Annotated in this window: 19 protein-coding genes; 12 read left to right on the top strand and 7 right to left on the bottom strand. The window is 70.8% G+C overall.

The annotated features are described in order from the left end of the window. Position 1: 1 nt before the first annotated feature. Complete coding sequence (locus HHX40_RS37675) at positions 2–937, bottom strand: ABC transporter ATP-binding protein (protein ID WP_310738092.1); 936 nt, start codon at positions 935–937, stop codon at positions 2–4. A 154-nt stretch (positions 938–1,091) separates the two neighbouring features. Here HHX40_RS37675 and HHX40_RS14010 point away from each other — a divergent pair, with 154 nt between their 5' ends. Then, a complete protein-coding gene (locus HHX40_RS14010; protein ID WP_117409627.1) occupies positions 1,092–1,541 on the top strand; it encodes a universal stress protein in 450 nt (149 codons plus the stop codon). Positions 1,542–1,571: 30 nt separating this feature from the next. On the opposite strand, the gene HHX40_RS14005 is transcribed toward HHX40_RS14010, so the two are convergent. Then, entirely contained in the window at positions 1,572–2,309 is a 738-nt protein-coding gene (locus HHX40_RS14005; RefSeq protein WP_182880939.1) for an ATP-binding protein, read from the bottom strand. Between the two features lie 225 nt (positions 2,310–2,534). Here HHX40_RS14005 and HHX40_RS14000 point away from each other — a divergent pair, with 225 nt between their 5' ends. Then, positions 2,535–2,930: a DUF3224 domain-containing protein gene (locus tag HHX40_RS14000; RefSeq protein ID WP_182880938.1), complete on the top strand. Its 396-nt coding sequence runs from the start codon at positions 2,535–2,537 to the stop codon at positions 2,928–2,930. 29 nt (positions 2,931–2,959) lie between these two features. Next, positions 2,960–4,045 (top strand): diacylglycerol/lipid kinase family protein, encoded by a 1,086-nt coding sequence (locus HHX40_RS13995; protein ID WP_182880937.1) that lies wholly within the window; start codon positions 2,960–2,962, stop codon positions 4,043–4,045. A gap of 916 nt (positions 4,046–4,961) precedes the next feature. On the opposite strand, the gene HHX40_RS13990 is transcribed toward HHX40_RS13995, so the two are convergent. Then, positions 4,962–5,447 (bottom strand): hypothetical protein, encoded by a 486-nt coding sequence (locus tag HHX40_RS13990; protein ID WP_182880936.1) that lies wholly within the window; start codon positions 5,445–5,447, stop codon positions 4,962–4,964. Between the two features lie 733 nt (positions 5,448–6,180). On the opposite strand from HHX40_RS13990, the gene HHX40_RS13985 reads away from it, so the two are divergent. After that, entirely contained in the window at positions 6,181–6,471 is a 291-nt protein-coding gene (locus HHX40_RS13985; RefSeq protein WP_182880935.1) for a hypothetical protein, read from the top strand. A gap of 196 nt (positions 6,472–6,667) precedes the next feature. On the opposite strand, the gene HHX40_RS13980 is transcribed toward HHX40_RS13985, so the two are convergent. Beyond that, positions 6,668–7,396: an SDR family NAD(P)-dependent oxidoreductase gene (locus tag HHX40_RS13980; protein WP_182880934.1), complete on the bottom strand. Its 729-nt coding sequence runs from the start codon at positions 7,394–7,396 to the stop codon at positions 6,668–6,670. Positions 7,397–7,495: 99 nt separating this feature from the next. On the opposite strand from HHX40_RS13980, the gene HHX40_RS13975 reads away from it, so the two are divergent. From HHX40_RS13975 to HHX40_RS13955, 5 genes are all read left to right on the top strand, one after another. Then, on the top strand, positions 7,496–8,101 hold the full coding sequence (locus HHX40_RS13975; RefSeq protein ID WP_182880933.1) for a TetR/AcrR family transcriptional regulator: 606 nt from the start codon (positions 7,496–7,498) through the stop codon (positions 8,099–8,101). 86 nt (positions 8,102–8,187) lie between these two features. After that, a complete protein-coding gene (locus HHX40_RS13970) occupies positions 8,188–9,054 on the top strand; it encodes a hypothetical protein (RefSeq protein WP_182880932.1) in 867 nt (288 codons plus the stop codon). 301 nt (positions 9,055–9,355) lie between these two features. Further along, complete coding sequence (locus tag HHX40_RS13965; protein WP_182880931.1) at positions 9,356–9,835, top strand: hypothetical protein; 480 nt, start codon at positions 9,356–9,358, stop codon at positions 9,833–9,835. Between the two features lie 176 nt (positions 9,836–10,011). Further along, positions 10,012–10,458 (top strand): ribosomal protein L7/L12, encoded by a 447-nt coding sequence (locus HHX40_RS36620; protein ID WP_244301850.1) that lies wholly within the window; start codon positions 10,012–10,014, stop codon positions 10,456–10,458. A 97-nt stretch (positions 10,459–10,555) separates the two neighbouring features. Then, entirely contained in the window at positions 10,556–11,725 is a 1,170-nt protein-coding gene (locus HHX40_RS13955) for a tyrosine-type recombinase/integrase (protein ID WP_182880930.1), read from the top strand. Between the two features lie 112 nt (positions 11,726–11,837). On the opposite strand, the gene HHX40_RS13950 is transcribed toward HHX40_RS13955, so the two are convergent. The 3 genes from HHX40_RS13950 to HHX40_RS13940 form a co-directional block, all read right to left on the bottom strand. Continuing rightward, complete coding sequence (locus tag HHX40_RS13950; protein WP_220499106.1) at positions 11,838–13,310, bottom strand: pectinesterase family protein; 1,473 nt, start codon at positions 13,308–13,310, stop codon at positions 11,838–11,840. A 193-nt stretch (positions 13,311–13,503) separates the two neighbouring features. Next, the gene (locus tag HHX40_RS13945) at positions 13,504–13,968 is read right to left on the bottom strand and encodes an SRPBCC family protein (RefSeq protein ID WP_259403587.1); all 465 of its coding nucleotides are present in this window, start codon (positions 13,966–13,968) and stop codon (positions 13,504–13,506) included. Beyond that, complete coding sequence (locus HHX40_RS13940; RefSeq protein WP_117408958.1) at positions 13,965–14,360, bottom strand: ArsR/SmtB family transcription factor; 396 nt, start codon at positions 14,358–14,360, stop codon at positions 13,965–13,967. Before HHX40_RS13940 ends, HHX40_RS13945 begins: the two co-directional genes overlap by 4 nt. Before the next feature lie 155 nt (positions 14,361–14,515). Between HHX40_RS13940 and HHX40_RS13935 the strand changes: the two genes are divergently transcribed. The 3 genes from HHX40_RS13935 to HHX40_RS13925 all read left to right on the top strand — a co-directional run bounded on the left by HHX40_RS13935 (position 14,516) and on the right by HHX40_RS13925 (position 16,495). Next, complete coding sequence (locus HHX40_RS13935; RefSeq protein ID WP_182880928.1) at positions 14,516–15,256, top strand: HAD family hydrolase; 741 nt, start codon at positions 14,516–14,518, stop codon at positions 15,254–15,256. 64 nt (positions 15,257–15,320) lie between these two features. Further along, positions 15,321–16,121, top strand: coding sequence for an ArsR family transcriptional regulator (locus HHX40_RS13930; protein WP_182880927.1), 801 nt, complete (start codon positions 15,321–15,323; stop codon positions 16,119–16,121). Next, positions 16,118–16,495 carry a VOC family protein gene (locus HHX40_RS13925; RefSeq protein ID WP_182880926.1) on the top strand — a complete coding sequence of 126 codons (378 nt, stop codon included), beginning with the start codon at positions 16,118–16,120 and terminating at the stop codon, positions 16,493–16,495. Before HHX40_RS13930 ends, HHX40_RS13925 begins: the two co-directional genes overlap by 4 nt. The last annotated feature ends 6 nt before the right edge of the window (positions 16,496–16,501 follow it).

Genomic DNA, 16,501 nt, shown 5'->3' with positions numbered 1-16,501 from the left:
CTCAGTCCACCAGCGTCCGGCCCGTCAGGTGGAGGAACACATCCTCCAGCGTCGACCTCCGCACCAGCACGCTGGACGGCTCCAGCCCGCGCCGCTGCACCTCCGCCAGCGCCGCGTCCCCGTCGTCCACGTACACCAGCACCCGATCCGGCAGCGGATCCACCCGCTTGCCGACCCCCTCAAGCGCGGCGGCATGCCCCGCGACGCCCTCCAGCCCGTCGGGGAAACGCAGCTCCACCACCTCCGCGGTCGAGTACGTCTCGATCAGCGACCGCGGCGACCCCTCGGCCACGATCCTCCCGCCGTCCATCACCACCAGCCGGTCGCACAACTGCTCGGCCTCGTCCATGTAGTGCGTGGTGAGCACCAGCGTCGCGCCCCGCTGCTTCAACCGGAACAACCGCTCCCACAGCAGATGACGCGCCTGCGGGTCCAGCCCCGTCGTCGGCTCGTCCAGCAACACCAGGTCGGGCTCGTTCACCATCGCCCGCGCGATGGTCAGCCGCCGCTTCATTCCCCCCGACAGCGGCTCGACCTTCCCGTTCGCGCGATCCGAGAGCTGCACGAACTCCAGAAGCTCGTCCGCCCGCCTGCGGCTCTCCGCCCGCGACAACCCGAAATACCTGGCGTACGTCACCAGGTTCTCCCGCACCGTCAGATCGGGATCGAGGTTGTCGAGCTGCGGGCACACCCCCAGCCGCGCCCGGATCCGCGGCCCGTCCCGCACCGCGTCCATCCCCAGGATGCGCAACTCCCCGGCGGTCGGCACCGACACGCACCCGATCATGCGCATCGTCGAGGACTTCCCGGCCCCGTTGGGACCCAGGAACCCGAACGCCTCGCCCGGCGCCACCTCCAGGTCGATCCCGTCGACGGCGGTGAAGTCTCCGAAGCGTTTGACCAGGCCACGCGCCACGATCAGAGGTTGGTCAGCCACGATCCGAGACCCTAACCAACGGCCCCGACATTTCCGCAACAGGTTATCGGCGCCCCCGCCACGACCCCGTGCCGTCCCCGTCTCCCAAGCGGTCTCCCCAGCCGGGACGCAGGCCCCCGCACGCGTACTCCGCGCAGGTCGTACGCTGACGTGCGTGAGCACGTTCGAACTGGGCACCGACGGCCCGCGGGTCATCCTCGTCGGCATCGACGGCTCCGACACCTCGCTCCGCGCCGCCGCCTACGCCTGGGGACTGGCCCGCCGCCAGGGCTCCCACGTCGTGCTCGTCCACGTGACCGACCCCGGCGTGATCAGCACGATGATGCCCACCGCCTCCGCGTCCGTCGTCGAGGCGGGCGAGCAGGTCGCCGCCGAGCTCCGCGAACAGGTGGAGCACTACGCCCGGACCCTCCACTCCCACGTCGGCTACACCTTCCGCACCGAATACGGCGACGCCGCCGGAGCCCTCGCCAAGATCGCCGACGAGATCAGGGCGGACGCGGTCGTCGTGGGCGCCTCGACCCAGGCCGGGCACCGCTTCATCGGGTCGGTCGCGCTCCGCCTGGTCCGCGCCGGCCGATGGCCCGTCACCGTCGTGCCCTGACCGCCCCGGCAGCCGGCATTTCCGCACCGTTCAGCGGTGATCCGGGCCTGACACGTCGAGGGCGCGCAATCCCTCCAACACCCGCAGCAGCGTCGCCTCGTCCGGGCCGTCCGCGAGCACTCCCACGGGATGACGCCGCTCCCGCCGCGGCAGCGCCCCGGCTGGCCCCGCCACCGGCGCCAGCGCCGACGACACGCCGGACGCGAGGCCCGCCACGACCGCCGAGAACATCCCGGACGACGGCCCCCGCACCACGGCCGGGGGAGTGTCCTCCGGCAGGCCGAAGGCCACCGCATCCGCCGCCGCGATCGCCAGCTCACACCACACGATCTTCCCCCGGTCCGGCGCCGTGTAGTGCCCCCAGCGCCGCGCCAGGCTCCCCACCAGCACCAGCCCCCGGCCGCTCTCGCCCGGCTCGCCCCCCGCGTCACCGCCGGGCACCGGCTCGTGCTCGCTGCCGTCCCACACCTCGATGAACAGGCTGCGCGGCCCGGGAGCCTCCCGCACCCGCAACGCCACCGTACGCAGCGCGACCGGGAACATCGACGACGCCACGGGCGGGCTAACCACGGCGTCCGTCGCCCGCACCGCGTTCGTCACCAGCTCCGAGACGACCAGCTCCGCCGTGTCCGCCAGATGCCCGAGCTGCCACCCCCGCAGCTGGCACCGTACGAACGCGCGGGCCCGCCGCGGCGCGGTCGCGACCGACCCGAACACCCGGTACGCGACCCTGCGGCCTTCCCGCGCGGGGAAGGGGGAGGTCAGCATCCCGCGGAGCGGCCCTGGACGGACCGGTCTGCGGCGGACGGCGCGGCCACTGGGGGAGTAGGCATGTCTCCGATCATCCGTCATGCCCGGCGGTAAAGCGGGAGCCTTGACCGCATTCGTCGAACTTTCTCCGACTCCTCACTGAAAAGTCATCCCGGACAGCCACCCCAGGAACCCGCCGCGTACCTGACAGAAGATGACAGGAACAACCGCCACCCTGGTCCCATGCACGCGCACGCCACCGGCACATTCGACGTCACCAGCTGGAACGACCTGGCCACCGAGGAGAAGCAGAGCGCCACGTTCGGCCGCAACCGCCTCACCAAGACCTTCCAGGGCGACCTCACCGGCACCAGCACCACCGAGATCCTGACCGTCGTCACCCCCGACGGCCCAGCCGCCTACGTCGGCGTCGAACACTTCGAGGGCACCCTGCACGGACGCAAGGGCACCTTCGTCCTGCAGCACAGCGCCGCCAGCCACGACGGCGAACAGTGGATGAGGTGGCAGATCGTCCCCGCGACCGGCACCGGCGAACTGACCGGCCTCACGGGGGAGGGCACCATCCGCGTCGAGAACGGCCACCACTACATCCTCGACTACGCCCTGCCCGAGGCCTAATCGGTCCCCGGCTGGGTAGCCGTGGACCCATGGTGAAATCCGCTGATCGGCAGCCCGCGGGCGCGGTCGCCGCGCCGGACCCGGCCGCCCCCGCGCCCGCCGCCCCCCGAACCGTGGCGCGCCGCACAGACGCCTCCCGCGCCGAGCAGCCGGGCGCCGCCCGCACCGAGGCCCCCGCAACCGAGGCCCCCGCGACCAAGGACCTCGATACCAAAGCCTCACGTACCAAGGCCCCGCGCGTCGCGGTCATCGCACACCGCAAGAAGACCATCGGCGGCGGCCTCGACGAACTGCGCAAGCTCATCACGGGCTACGAGGTCGAGGACCTGCTGTGGTACGAGGTCCCCAAGAGCAAGAAGGCCCCCAAGAAGGTCCGCCAGGCGCTCAAGGAAGGCGCCGAGCTGTTCTTCGTCTGGGGCGGCGACGGCACCGTGCAACGCTGCGTCGACGCCCTGGCCGGCAGCGACGCCGCCGTCGCCATCGTTCCCGCCGGGACCGCCAACCTGCTGGCCCGCAACCTCGAAATCCCCGAGGACCTGGCCGAGGCCGTACGGATCGGCTTCGAGGGCCGCCGCGCCAGGCTCGACCTCGGCAAGATCAACGGTGAGCACTTCGCGGTCATGGCGGGAGTCGGCCTGGACGCCGAGATGATCGCCGACGCCGACCGGGGCCTCAAGGACCGCCTCGGCCGCCTCGCCTACATCTGGACCGGCCTGCGGCACGTCGGCGGCTCCGTGACCCCGATGAAGGTCAAGGTCGACGGCAACGACTGGTTCGAGGGAGACGCCAGCTGCGTGCTCGTCGGCAACGTCGGCACCGTCACCGGAGGCATCGACGTCTTCGAGGACGCCCGCTACGACGACGGCTGGCTGGAGGTCGGCGTCTCCACGGCCGAAGGGCCCATCCAGTGGGCGCGCACGCTCGGCCGGATGAGCGCCGGCAACGCCGAGAAATCGCCCTTCGTCCGCATCACCCGCGCCAGGAAGGTGTCGGTCAAGCTGCAGACCCCCATGGCGTACGAACTCGATGGGGGAGCGCGCGAGCGGGTCAAGCGGATCACGGTCAAGGTGGTGCCCGAGGCCGTCACCCTCTGCCTGCCCGACACCACCGGCTGACCCGGCGCTTCGACCAGGTCGCCGTCCCGGCCGTCACCACGCACAACCTTTCCCGTACGGCCGGGACGGCACAGCCCTGTCACCCGCGCCCCGGCTCGGCACGCGAGCCGGGGGAGAGGGCGGCTCACCGCAGGTGACCGGCCCGGGCCCGGCTCGATCACCGGGATTCAGCCGAGTCTCCACAGGGAGGCAGGTCTTCCGCGGCGAGCCGGGAACACTCCGCGCCACACTTTGCACGCTGCGGACATCTCAGCGGAGCGACTCGCTCTTGGACACCTCGCACCGCACGCAACGACCGACCCCGGCCCGAATCTCCAGTCCGTACCTCAGCGGCGACGCGGCGGACTCTTAACCCAGGCGGCAACGGGCAAAGGGAGCCGCCTGATCGTCGTCGTCCCTCTCGGGGGACGGCCCGATCTCGCTTACTTGACATAATGTTCATTATCGGCCATTCCGATGGGCTGGCGAAAGGGGCACCGGATCAGCCGACTGCCCAGCACACGCCCGCACGCGCTGCGGTCCCGCGGAGCCCTGGACTCGTGGAAAAACGGGGCTCGACGCGGGACCGGCGGCCCGCCCGCTCGCGCGGCGCTTCTGGGTGTAGGAGACGAACTTGACGGTGCGCCAGTCGCCGCTGCGTTCGGGTTCGGCCCGCCACAGGAACTCATCGATCTACTGCCGGACGGCCTGCCGCGCAGCCGAGGCACGGCAGCGCCGGCACAACGCCGAGGCCACCGGGATCGCCATAGCGATCCTCACCGGCGACAAGAACGACGTTTCCCACTGCCCGGTCTGCCACCGCCCGTTCGTACCCGGCCACCCCTGCCGCCGCGACATGATCTACGATCGGCCCGCTTGGCCGCATGCGAGAAGGCCACCCGCGGTGAAAGCGGATGGCCTTCGGGGCGGCAGGAGCTCAGCTGTACGAGTAGGACTGCGCGCTGCAGCCGGTGATGTAGGGCCCGGGGTAAACCTGCTGGGTGTAGCAGCCCCAGGTGGCGTTCAAAGTCGTGGCCGAGGAGGGGATGCTGATCGCCGGTCCGTTGGTCCAGCCGACCTGGTCGGCCTGGTGACCGCCGCTGCAGATGGCCGACACGCTCACCGAGGTGCTGCCGCCGGGCAGGCTGATCGTGAACGACCACGAGTGGTTCGCCGGGTTCGCGACCATCGAGCTGTAGGGCACAGTCACGCTGTATGAAGGAGGCGAGGAGCTGACCGCGACGTACGAGGCGTACCAGTCCCGGGTGTCGCCGGAGTAGTTGACGTTGAGGCAGTCCACCGTGCCGTTGAGCGTCAGGGCTGAGGCGGCGGCGGGCTGCTGCGTGGTCACGACCATCGCGGCGGTGGTGGCCAGCATCGTGCCGACCGCCAGCGCCCGGCGGATCAGGTTGCCAGCAATCATGGGGTCCCTTTCTTCGCGCCGTTGACTGTGGAGATCTCACCGGAGTGCCAGCCCGCCATCTCTCCCTCCCGCCGGTGGCAATCCGGAGCGCGGGCCAGGCGCCGGAGACGCCGCAGGGTAAGTCTTCTCGAGGGGAGGATCACACAGTGGCAATGGACCGGACAGACCTCTATGGAGCACCGCCCTCCGAAACAAGCGGTGCATCGCGGTTTCCGCACAGCCCGTAAAGAGGCGGCGACCTCGCCCCGCGGATCAACAGGCCGGTCGCAGGCCATGGGACGCCGTGCGATGTGGCGGTCGCATCCGCGTCATCACAGTCGTTCGCGCGACGGTGTTGGTGAAACTTTCAACACGGGGACGCCTGGCGGCGAGGCCGGAGGACGAGTACGCGCCCGGGGCCTCCGCGGGAGCCGGCCGACGACCCGCATGCCTGGCCCCACCCGTCCCAGCCCTGCTCGACCGCGTCGGCCATCTCGTGCAGGGTCGGGCGGTGCGCACGTGCAAGAGCCTGACTGGGAGCGGGCGCACCGTGCCCTGGATCGGGCGGTGAGTTTCCTCGCCATGTCGCTGATGGAGCTGACCACCATGCGGATGAGGCACGAAGGGGACGATGGCGAAGCCGTGTAAAAGGCACAAATAGCTCCCTAACAGGCTTTCTCGGGATACCGTCCGAGAACCGGGAGCCCGGCGGGGCGGGCGACCTGGACGGGAGCACCAGGGCAAGGAAGAACGCATGCACGACCAGCCCGACGTCGACCCGCGCATCCTCGACGCGGAAAATAGACTCGCCGAACGGACCGGCCGAGAAAAGGTCGCCTCGGTCATCCAGCAGCTCATCGACGGATATGCCTGGCAGGCCTGGCTGAAGGAACGCGGCGTCACGTTGCCGGACAAGGTCGGGATCCGCATCAACCTCGGATATGAGCCGGATGAGGAAACGATCGCGTTGGTCGCCGAGCTGGGCAATGCGTTGCTGATCGTCTCCATGGAGTCAGCCGTCAGAGACAAAGCGGATGAAGAATGACATACCGGACAGAAGGTGGATTCTGTTGGGTATAAGAAACCTCCTTGGAAGGCCAGGAAGAGCTGAGGCCGCCGGGCTATGGCGGCATTCGTCGCTCTCCTGGTGCCGGGTCAGTCGTTGACGTCGGCCGCCCTGCCCGGCGCGCTGCCGAGCCGCCCTCGGCCATCACCTGCACCCCTGGCAGCTCCCCGTCCTACTAGAAGGCGCTGAACGTCGCCTCGGGGCGGTCGCGCTTGGCATAGAGGTCCCAGGCGGTGTCGGCGATCATGTCCGGGTCGAGGGAACTGCTCCCCACATCGCCGAAGCGCTCGGGCTGGGAGGTCACCAACCGATAGATGTCGCCCCGTTCGACCAGTCCCCCGATGATCAGGCTCCCGGCGTACACGCCCTCCCCCGCCAGCGCGGCGTTGAGGGTCAGGGCGTAGTTGCGCAGCGCCGCCGCTGACAGCGCCAGGTCGCCGAGCGCGGGCATCGGCATGACGGCGCTCAGCCCGCCGGCGAACAGCAGCCCGCCCTCCCCTCTCTCGACCATGCCGGGCAGTACGGCGCCGACCGCGTCGACTGCCGGATACAGGATGTTCATCGCCTCTCTGGCGTCGTCGGAGGTCGTCTGGGTGATCGACCGGCGCGGGGCGTCCAGGTCAGCGGCTCCCGGGCCGTAGTAGAGCAAGTCGATCGTGCCGAACCGTTCGGTGATCGCGTCCAGTGCGGACAGGAGTCGGTCGCGGTCGCGTACGTCGGCGGCGAAGGACGCCGCCTCGACCCCCGCTTCGGCCAGGGCGGCCACATATCCGGGGTGCCGGGCGTCCGTCCGGGAGATCAGCGCCACGGCGTATCCCTCGCGCCCGAACCGATGCGCGATGGACATGCCGAGCCCGGGCCCGGCGCCGAGGACGACGACGGCCTTGCGTGCTGCTGCAGACATGAGGCACCTTTCCAGGACAGGAAAGTTGAGGGCATTCTCAACTTAGTGGGGACACTATCACAAACTTGAGGCAACCCTCATGTTCATATGATGGGAGGCATGGCAGCCGGATCGAAACCGCTGCGGTCGGATGCCGCGCGCAACCGCGACAAACTGCTGGTCGCGGCCACCCAGGTCCTCGCCGAGCGCGGACTCGACGCTCCGTTGGAGCACATCGCCCGCCGTGCCGGCGTCAGCATCGGGACCCTCTACAACCACTTCCCGACCCGGGAGGCGCTGCTCGGCGCGATCCTTCCCCAGCGGATGGCCGCCCTTGACGAGATCGCCGCGGCGGCCCTGGCCGACCCCGACCCCTGGGCGGGCTTCGCCGGTTTCCTCGAAGGGCTGTTCACCCTGCAGGCCGAGGACCACGGCCTCAACGACGCCCTGACGCAGAGCTTCTCCCTGGCGACGGACGTCAGCCAGGCGTGCCACCGCGGCTTCCTCGACGTGGAGCGCATCATCGAGCGGGCCAGGGCCGCGGGCCGCCTGCGCGCCGATTTCGAGATCGGGGACCTGGTGACCCTGGTCTGGGCGATGTCCCAGGTCATCCGGGAGTCGATGGAGACCGCTCCGGACACGTGGCGCCGCTTCCTGTCCTTCTTCCTCGACGGTCTGCGCGCCGAGGCCGCGCGTCCCCTCCCCCACGATCATCCGGTTCGCTGATTCGCTGATCGCCTGGCAACCGATCTTCGCCGTGCCACGTCTCATGTAGGTCCCCGACGTCCCATGAGTCCCCTCAGGAGCCGGCGTTGCGTATGCATGCGGTGGTCTCGTTCGTCTTCGCGGGTTGCCTCGCGCTGCTGTGCCACCCGGTTCAGGCCGCTCCCCTGCCGGCCGCCGAGCGCGGCCTGCGCCTGGCCGCTGAGGTCGTCGAGTATGAGTGCACCACCGAAGGCGTGACCGAGAAGCAGAACGTCGAGATCAACGTCGAGCTGACCATGCCGGACGACGCCACGACGGGCAGGCAGATGTCCATCGGCTGGCGCGGGACGTACGTGACCGGCCGCGAACTGCGGGCACCGGCCGCTGGGCTCTCCGGCGTCAAGCTGTACGCGTACGCGGCCCTGACCGGGATCGCGAACCTGACATCCGCCACCGGCGTGAGCGAGCCGTTGAGCACGGTCGGCGGCGGGCAGATCATCCCGCTGCCGACGGCCGTGGTGAACATGAAGACGACCTCGTCGAACGCGGGCACGGCCTCGGTGCGGCCGGCCGCCGTCAACATCGGCCCCCTGCCGACCTCGCCGACGATCGAGTGCGAGGTGCGGAACGTGGACGAGCTCACCGCCTACACCCTCACCGTCACCCGGGACGGGCAGACGAGCCCCACTCCCTCCCCGAGCCCGACTCCCTCGGCGAGCGCCACCACCGGCACCGGCAGCAGCCCCAGGCCGACGCGGACCGTGACGGCCACGGTGACCGCCGCCGTGCCCGACGAAGACGACGAGGTGGCCCCGGCGGCCCGGGACGCGGTCGCGACTCCGATCGGCGCGGCCGCGACCGGAGGCGGCGGCGAGGCCGGGCCTGACGGGCGGATGTACGTGCTGACCGGCCTCGCGATCTCCCTGGCCGCCGGCGCCGGGCTCCTGCTGCGCCGTCGCCTCCTGCCGAGGTGAGCACGCGCTTGCGGGGGTGAACTTTTCACGAGAGCGACAGGTCATCTTTCCGGTCTGGTCGTCCATCCGGAAGTCACGTTTCCGGATGGACGCGGACAGGCGACCAATTGATCGCTGCTGCATGTACTGCGCTCGCGGGTGAGCACTCCCGCAGTTTCGGGCTCCGCATTCTCCGCAGCGGTAATTTCACTCCCCGTTTCGGCAGAACTTTCGGTCGGCGCCGAAAATCTCGGTGATTGACCGTTCCCGGCGGCGATGATGAATTCGCGGTGGCACGGGTGTGGCCGGAGAAGGGATAGACATGTTCGCTGCGAAATCGGCTCGGCGGGCGCTGGCGCTCGGTTCTGCGCTGGTCACGACCGGGGTGCTGGCTCTGGTGTCCGCACCGCAGCCGGCCATGGCGTCCGGCATCACGGTGCAGTTCACGGTCGACTGCCTCAACGTGAACTATTTCGGGGACACCTCCGACTGGTACGCCTCCGACCTGTGGTTCGGCGCCATTCCTTCCGGCGGCGGGTCGGTGCCCTACAGCAGCGCGACCGCCGTCCCTGCCACGCACTCGTGGCGGTTCACCCAGACGGTGCCCAGCGGGACCACGGCCGTCGGCGCCGGCGGCATCTGCAGCGGCGGACACCAGTACGACTTCTTCGGCTCGTCCGCTTACGCCAGCATCCCCGCGGGGACGACCACCGTCACCGGCACCTGGGCCTGCACCACCGCCCCTGTCTACCCCGGGCCGTGGCAGACCAACTGCACCGTGCAGTCCGTCTCCTACAGCTGAACGTACGGCCGCCCCTCCTCTCGTACGGTGAAGCGGGAGGAGGGCCGGCCAACCGGAAGTCGGCAGCCTGCTGCGGAACCATCACGACGCGACCATGGGCTCCGCGCGGCGGCGATGTGTACCGGAACTTCCGGCTGAGACCACCGTGGCGTTGCCGCGCGTTTTACGATCACCGCATGCCTAATGTGGGTCCGTTCGAGTTACTGGTCCTCGCCGTCATCGTGGTCGCGCTGCTCGGTGTCGTCTTCGCGGCCGCGCGGGCCGGTGCGCGGCCCGCCGGGCCGCTCGCCTGGCGTAGTCCCGGCATGGTGCCGCCGATTTCGGCCGCTCTGCAGCAGCGCGTCCGGGAGTTGTACGCGGAGAACAAGAAGGTCGAGGCGATCAAGCTGATCCGCGAGGAGACCGGGCTGGGACTGAAGGAGGCGAAAGACCTGGCCGACGGAATCGGCGCGGGCCGGTCGCTGCCAGTGGCGACGGCGCATCACGGGTACGACCTGGCCGCGCGGGCGCGGGAGATGAAGGCGGCCGGCCGGGTGGAGCAGGCGGTGTTCCTGGTGCGCGGTGAGACCGGCATGAGCCAGAGCGAGGCGGAGCGGTTCGTCGACTCGCTCGTGGTCGAGTAGAAACGGCGCCTGCGTCGAGGGGGGGGCGGCCGTGCCGGTTCCGTGCCGCTTCCGGGCCGGGTGATTGTTGTCGGTCCCGGGCGGTACGGTGTCGATCATGCTGCCCCCGCAGGTGAACCGGCTGACCGTGCAGGAGGCCGCGGACCGCTATGTGGAGCTGGTCCGCGCGAAGACCGTGACCGGGGCACTGTCGCCCGCGACGGCCGAGGTGTACGCGCGGGACGTGGCCACGTTCGTACGGCTGGCGGGAGACGACCGGGTCCTGGACGACCTTACCGGCGAGGACGTGGACGCGGTGCTGCTGGCGTTCGCGCGCAAGCCGGACGAACGCCGGCGGAGCGGGGAGAACGGGGAGAACGGCGCGGCGGCGGGAGACGGCGTCGCTCGTGACGGCCTGCCCCGCGGAGGCGGGACGCGCGGGCCGGCGCCACGAGGTGGTCCGGGACAGAGCGCGGCGTCGCAGGCCAGGTTCCGCCGATCGGTGTCGGCGTTGTTCCGGCATGCCGCGTCGGCGGGGTGGGTGCATCTGGACCCGATGGCCGCCTCGTCGGTGCGGGCGCGGGAGCGGGGCGGGCTGCGGCCGGAACGCCGCGCGCTGACGCGCGAGCAGGCCGAGGGCCTGATCGAGGCGGCCCGCTCCCCCGCCCCGCCACCTGAGCCGGGCGGCTCGGACGGGCGCCGCCGCCGGGCCGACCAGCGGACCGAGGTGCGTGACGCGCTGGTGGTGCTGTTGCTGGCCGCGCTGGGGCCGCGGGTTTCGGAGCTGGTGCGGGCGAACGTGGAGGACTTCTACACCAACGACGGGATGCGCTACTGGCGGATCTTCGGCAAAGGCGGGCGTACCCGCGACGTTCCGCTCCCCCGTGATGTGGCCGCCGCGCTGGACGCGTACCTCGCGGTGCGCGCGGCCGGGGCCGGCGAGAAGGCGCTGCTGCTGTCATGGCGGGGCCGGCGGCTGGCGCGGGGTGACGTGCAGGCGGTGATCGACCGGGTGCGGCGGCGGGTGGAGCCCGGGCGGAGCAGGGAGGTGACGCCGCACGGGTTGCGGCACACGACGGCGACGCACCTGCTGGCCGACGGCACGGACATGGACGCGGTGCGGCGGGTGCTGGGGCACAGCGACCTGTCGACTCTCGGTCGTTATCGCGACGATCTGCCCGGGGAACTGGAGGTGGCGATGGGGTCGCACCCGCTGCTGCGCCGCCGTGGCGGCGGCCCGGCCGGGCACACCGCGCACAGCGGGGAGAGCGGTCCCGGGGAGGGCTGAACTGCGCGCCGCTCCCCCGGCTCGCTCTTCTGGGCCGCTCCCTCCGGGCCGTGTCTCCGCTGGCCCGTGCGTCGGCCGGGCAGGCTCAGCTCACGACACTCAGCTCAGGGAGTCAGCTCACGGGGTTCCAGCCGTCGGAGCCGGCCAGGTACTTCTGCGGGGTGTAGTTGACGGCCTGGGCGTCGCTCAGCTGCGGGCGGTTGGCGTTGACCGTGGCTCCGGCGCCGGTGTTCCGGTATTCGAAGAAGCGGGCGTTCTTCCAGGAGTTGCCGGACATGTCGGTCCAGGGCTGGGAGGTCTTGATGGTCGAGCTGAGGGTGGACTCCCGGTAGAGCACCTGGGCGTTGGGACCCCAGGGGCGCCCCAGCTGGGTGGTGTCGCCGGTCGCGCCGCTGATCCGGGACTTGTAGATGAGGAACCCGTAGGGCTTGGCGGCGTCGGTCCTGGCCGCGGTGATGGGGGCGCCGCTGCTGCGCTTCTCGTAGATGTCGCAGTCGTGCAGCACGGCGGTGCCGTCGCCGAAGACGAAGTCGACCGTGCCCTCGATGTAGGAGCTTCTGACGTACGCGCGGGCGGAGGCGTTGATCAGGAAGGTGTCCTGGTCGCCCAGCAGTCGTACGTTCGACAGGATCGCCCGGTCGGCGTTGAGGTTCAGCGCGACGGCCTGCTGGTTGACGGTGGAGCCGTCCTCGACGTAGTCGTTGGAGACCGTCAGGTTGGTCAGGGCGGAGTCGTGGCCGTTGACGAACGCGGTGGCGCTGTTGAACGTGCCGTACGCACCGGCCGCGTGGTTGTTGACGATCAGGACGTCCCTGGCCGACGTGCCGAGTCCCTGCAGGGTGATGTACGGCTTGTTCGCCGGGATGGTGACGATCTCCCGGTAGGTGCCGGGCTTGATCGTGATCACTTTCCTGCTGGAGTTGCCGGTGGGCACCGCGTCGATCGCCGCCTGCACGGTCCGGTAGGTGCCGGTGCCGTCGGCGGCGACGGTGGGCTTCCCGGTCGTGGGCGTCACCGTCGGCGTCGCGGAAGGTGACACCGTGGGCGTCATGGTGGGCGTCACTGTGGGAGTCGCCGAGGGCGTCACGGTGGGTGTGACGGTTGGCGTCACCGAGGGGGTGGGTGACGAGGTGGTGGTGGACCCGGTGCAGGTCACGCCGTTGAGCGTGAAAGCCGTCGGTTTGGGGTTGGCACCCGACCACGAGCCGTTGAACCCGATCGAGACCGACCCGCCGGTGGCGATGGCGGCGTTGTAGTCCACGTTCGTGGCCGTGACGTTCTGTCCGCTCTGGCTCCAGGTGGCCGACCAGCCGGTGGTCACCTTCTGACCGGAGCTGGGGAAGGTGAACGCGAGCGTCCATCCGTCGATGGCGCTGCCCAGGTTCTGCACGGTGACGGCGGCGCTGAAACCGCCCGGCCAATCGCTGGTGGTGTAGGTGACGGCGCAGCCGGTCGCTGCGGTCGCCGTTCCCGGGGCCCCGGCGACGAGGCCGCCCACGACCAGCGCGGCCGCCAGAGCCGCGGTGCCGCCGCGACGGCCGCCGTACGGGCCGGGAACCACCGTCCCGGGCGTGGTGTCGGGCATTCTGCGCTCCTTCGGGACGGGCCATCGTGGATGGAAAGCCGCTGCTCGCACCGCACGCGGAGCGAGAGCCTCCGCACGTTAAGATCGCCGGCCGGAATAAGTCAACCGTCCAAACTAATGCCGCCGCGTCACCCCTGCTCGGCCGCGGGCCGACCCGGAAAGTTTCACCCGCCCACCCGGGCGGCGCCGGTCGTCACAGGACGGTGGCGAGCCGGTCCGTCAGCAGATGGCGCCATCCTCCGTCCATGATGGAGCGGGCCCGCCGCTGCAGTTCGCTGCCGGGATCGAAGCCCTCGTGGGTGAGGAACAGCCGGGTGCCCCTGCCTTCGGGTTCGAGTGTCCAGGTGATCGTCCAGTCGGCGGCCGCGGGGCTGGCGGGGTCGGCGTCGCGCCAGCCGAGGCGCAGCATGCGCTCGGGTTCGAAGGCCAGCACCTCGGCCTGCACGGTGCCGGAGAACCCGGTGCCGGGCATGGCCATGCCGGCCATGGTGTACCGGTGACCCACGGCCAGGCGGAAGTCTCCCGGCATGAACCACCGCGCCAGCAGCCCGGGGTCGGTCAGGGCCTGCCACACGCGGGCGGGCGGATGCGCCAGGAACTCGTCGAGCCGCAGCACGGTCGGGTCGTCGGTGCCGTGCGCGTCGTTCATGTCGTTCATGTCGTCTCCTGGTCTCCGGCACGGCCGAGGGCGGCCGCGTCCCGGGTGTCGTTCATGTCTTCCATGTCGTCGAGCAGGTCGCGCAGACCGGTCAGCCTGCCGCGCCAGAACCGCTCGTACGGGTCGAGCCAGTCACGGACGCGGACGAGCGGGACGGCCTCCAGGCGGTAGAGCCTGCGCCTGCCGTCTCGGCGTTCGCTGACCAGGCCCGCGTCCCGCAGCACCCGCAGGTGCTCGGAGAAGCTGGGCCGGGCCATCGCGAAGCCGGAGGCCAGGTCCTGCACGGACTGGGGGCCCCGTTCGCGCAGCAGGCGCAGGACCTCGCGCCGCACCGGGCTGGCGAGCGCGGCGAAGATCGCGTCTTCCGCCCGAGCGGCGGGAGTGGTGTCCACACACTGCATAATACGTAGGAAATATCCTACCTGTCATCTTCGGGTAGGAAATTGCCTACCCGATCCACCAAAGGCCGGACTTGACTGCGATCTTCACCCAGGCTTTCACGGTTCCGAAACGCACCGGAAACACATCCCCCCGAAGATGGGGACTCGTGATCAGGGCCATTCTGTTCGACCTCGACGAGACCCTCTTCGACCACCGCCGGGCCGTCGCCCTCGCCGCGACCCGCTGGATGGAGACGGTCTGCCCCGGCCATGAGCTGCTGCCGGAGGCGCCGGCGCTGTGGCTCGACCTGGAGAACAAGCATCTGCCGGCCTGGCACGCCGGCGAGTGCTCGTTCGCCGAGCAGCGGCGCAGGCGGCTGCGGGAGTTCTGCGACCGGCTGGGCATGCCCGCGCCGACCGACCCGGACACGGCCTTCGCCGGTTTCCTGACCCACTACGAGGACGCCTGGGCCGCCTTCCCCGACGTGGCCGCGACCCTAGGGGCGCTCGGCGACGAGCTGACGCTGGGCGTGCTCAGCAACGGCGATCCGGTGCAGCAGGAGGCCAAGCTGCGCCGCCTGGGGCTGATGGACCGCATGGAGGTCGTCCTGACCCCGGACACGCTCGGCGCGTTCAAGCCGGCCCCGGAGTGCTACCTGCGGGCGGCGGCGAAGCTGGGGCTGCGGCCCGAGGAAGTGCTGATGGTCGGTGACAACCTGCTGCTCGACGCCGTCGCGCCCGCACGGGTGGGTATGCACGGTGTCTGGCTGGACCGCTACCGCGCCGAGCCCTCCCCCGCGTTCACCTCGTCCGCGGAACCGGTCGCGAGGATCACCACCCTGCGTGATCTGATCGGCGTGCTGGACGGCCTGAACCCGCGGCTGGCCGAGTCCGTCCGCGCCGCCTGAACGGGTGCGACAAGCCCGGCACAGGGACAGATCAATCAAAGCAGTTTGATGTACCATGCTCGTCATGGTGCCGTCCGCGCAAGCCGTCCCGCCGGTGTTCGTCCGGCTGGCCGCGCACGCGGTGCGGTGGCGGCTGCTGAGCGAGCTCGCGTACGGTGATCTGCGGGTGCGGGAACTGGTGGCGCTGGTCGGCGAGCCGCAGAACGTGATCTCCTACCATCTGCGGCTCCTGCGCTCGGCCGGGCTGGTCGTGGCCCGGCGCAGCAGTCACGACGGCCGCGACAGCTACTACCGCCTCGACCTGGAACGCTGCGCGGAGGCGCTGGCCGCCGCGGGCACCGCCCTGCATCCCGCGCTCCGCCTGGTCCCCGCCCCGCCGGCGGCCGCGGCCGGCGACGCGGTGACGTCCTCGGTGCTGTTCGTGTGCACCGGCAACAGCGCCCGCTCACCCGTCGCCGAAGCCCTGCTGCGGCACCGCGCCGGCGACCGCGCCGACGTGGCCAGCGCGGGCAGCCACCCCAAGCCCCGCACGCACCCCGGCGCCGTACGGGTGCTGCGCCGGCGGTACGGCATCGACATCGCCGACCGGCGTCCCCGGCATCTGGACACGCTGAACGGCCGCCGCTTCGACTACGTGATCAGCCTGTGCGACAAGGTCCGTGAGGTCTGCCCGGAGTTCGGCGGCCACCCGCGGCGCCTGCACTGGAGCATCCCCGACCCGGCCGCCCCCGGCGACGAGACGGGCCAGGCCGGCGGCCCGGCGTTCGAACGCGCCGCCGCCGAGATCGACACCCGCATCCGCTATCTGCTGCCCGTCCTCACCCACCCCGCGGGGGAGAACCCGGCCGAGGAGGCCCAGTCATGACATCGCCCGACCGGTTCGCCGGCGTCCGGTACATCGTCGACGACGTCCAGGCGGCCGTCGACTTCTACACGACGCATCTGGGATTCACCCTGCGGGGCGGCGCCGCGCCCGCCTTCGCCGACGTCGTACGCGGGCCGCTGCGGCTGCTGCTGTCCGGGCCCGCCAGTTCCGGCGCCCGAGCCACCCCGGACGACGCGGGCGCCGCCGGCCGCAACCGCGTCCACCTGATCGTCGACGACCTGGACACCGAGGTCGCCCGGCTGCGGGCCGCGGGGCTGCCGTTCCGGAGCGATGTGGTCACCGGCCCCGGCGGGCGGCAGATCCTGCTCGCCGACCCCGCGGGCAACCTGATCGAACTGTTCCAGCCCGCCTGACGCCGG

It is taken from the genome of Microbispora sp. H10949, assembly GCF_014161435.1.
Lineage (GTDB): Bacteria > Actinomycetota > Actinomycetes > Streptosporangiales > Streptosporangiaceae > Microbispora > Microbispora triticiradicis.
Note: the sequence above shows the minus strand (reverse complement) of the source record. Positions and strands in the feature narration are given on the sequence as shown.